Below are 1,467 nucleotides of genomic sequence, written 5' to 3'. Positions count from 1 at the left end.
GGCTCTTCCGCCGAATCCGTGGGTAGAAATCTGGAATTTTGAAAATTTCGAGCAAAGGGTAGTCCGAAATATCTCTCCTTATCGCCTCCCCCTTTTTAGTGAGGGGAGGTGATAAGGAGAGATATTTCTCAGAGGAAATAAATGCATTCGGTCCGACCGGGGACTATTCTCCGGTCTCCCGCCAAAGATCCTGTAAAGGAGGACCGAATGCACATAAAGACATTGCTCAATCATGTCACAAAATTCAAGGGCTTTGTATTTGAAAGCGCACAACTCGACCGAACAAGAAATGCGCTCCTGGTCAACGTGAAACCACGGAAGAATACAAAACCTGTGTGCTCCAAGTGTCAATCAACTGGGCCTATTTACGACCATATCTCCGATCGTGAATTTTGGTTGCCACCTATATGGAGTTTACTTGTCGTTCTCCGCTATAAGATGCGGAGAGTTTCCTGCCCACAATGCAACAAAGTCACTGTAGAGCAGGTGCCCTGGGCAACTGGCAAATCTCCGATAACAAAGCAATTTGCCGTCTTCCTTGCTCATTGGGCCAGGAAGCTGTCATGGAAGGACACAGCCCTCTCGTTTCATGTGTCCTGGGACGTAGTGGCTGATGCCGTAAGCTGGGCCGTCAAGTGGGGACTCGAGCGACGCAATCTTGACAACATCACCGCCATTGGCGTGGACGAAATACAGTACAAAAAAGGCCAGCGTTATTTAACCCTAGTGTACCAGGTCGACAAACACTGTCGGCGTCTTCTTTGGATTGGTAAAAATCGTGAGAAAAAGACTCTTTATGCATTTTGTGATTTCCTGGGTGAAGAACGCTGCAAGTCGATAGAGTTTATTTGTTCAGACATGTGGCAGCCCTATATCGCTGTCATAGCAGATAAAATGAGCAGTGCCCTCCATGTCCTTGATCGCTTTCACATTGTCGCCAATCTCAACAAGGCTGTTGACGAAGTTCGCCGCGCCGAGGTTAAAAAGCTCAAAGATGAGGGAAAACCCGCATATCTGAAGAAAAGCCGTTGGCTTTTTCTCAAAAAGAAAAAACGGGTACGCGGTAAAGCCCGGAGTCGCTTGCGGGATCTGCTGACAATGAACCTCCGAACGGTGAAGGCGTATTTATTCAAAGAGGATTTCGATCATTTATGGACCTATAAATGCCCGGTCTGGGCCGGGATGTTTATCGACCAGTGGACACGGGATGTAATGCGGCATCGAAGTCTTCCTGAATTGAAAAAGTTTGCTCGTACCATCCGTGACCACAAGGACCTCATCCTCAACTATTTTCGGGCAAAAAAAGAGTATTCATCGGGCACGGTTGAGGGTTTTAACAACAAAGCAAAACTGACAGTCAGAAAATCCTACGGATTTCGAAGCGACACAATCCGAGAAATCGCGCTATATCATACTCTTGGCAACTTGCCCTTGCCGGAGTTCACCCACAGATTTCTCTGAAGAGGC

1 protein-coding gene is annotated in these 1,467 nt (G+C 47.4%); it reads left to right on the top strand.

The annotated features are described in order from the left end of the window. Positions 1–141: 141 nt before the first annotated feature. The gene (locus tag JWJ90_RS22645; RefSeq protein ID WP_338032364.1) at positions 142–1,461 is read left to right on the top strand and encodes an ISL3 family transposase; all 1,320 of its coding nucleotides are present in this window, start codon (positions 142–144) and stop codon (positions 1,459–1,461) included. The last annotated feature ends 6 nt before the right edge of the window (positions 1,462–1,467 follow it).

It is taken from the genome of Desulfobulbus rhabdoformis, assembly GCF_016919065.1.
GTDB classification, from domain to species: domain Bacteria; phylum Desulfobacterota; class Desulfobulbia; order Desulfobulbales; family Desulfobulbaceae; genus Desulfobulbus; species Desulfobulbus rhabdoformis.
Note: the sequence above shows the minus strand (reverse complement) of the source record. Positions and strands in the feature narration are given on the sequence as shown.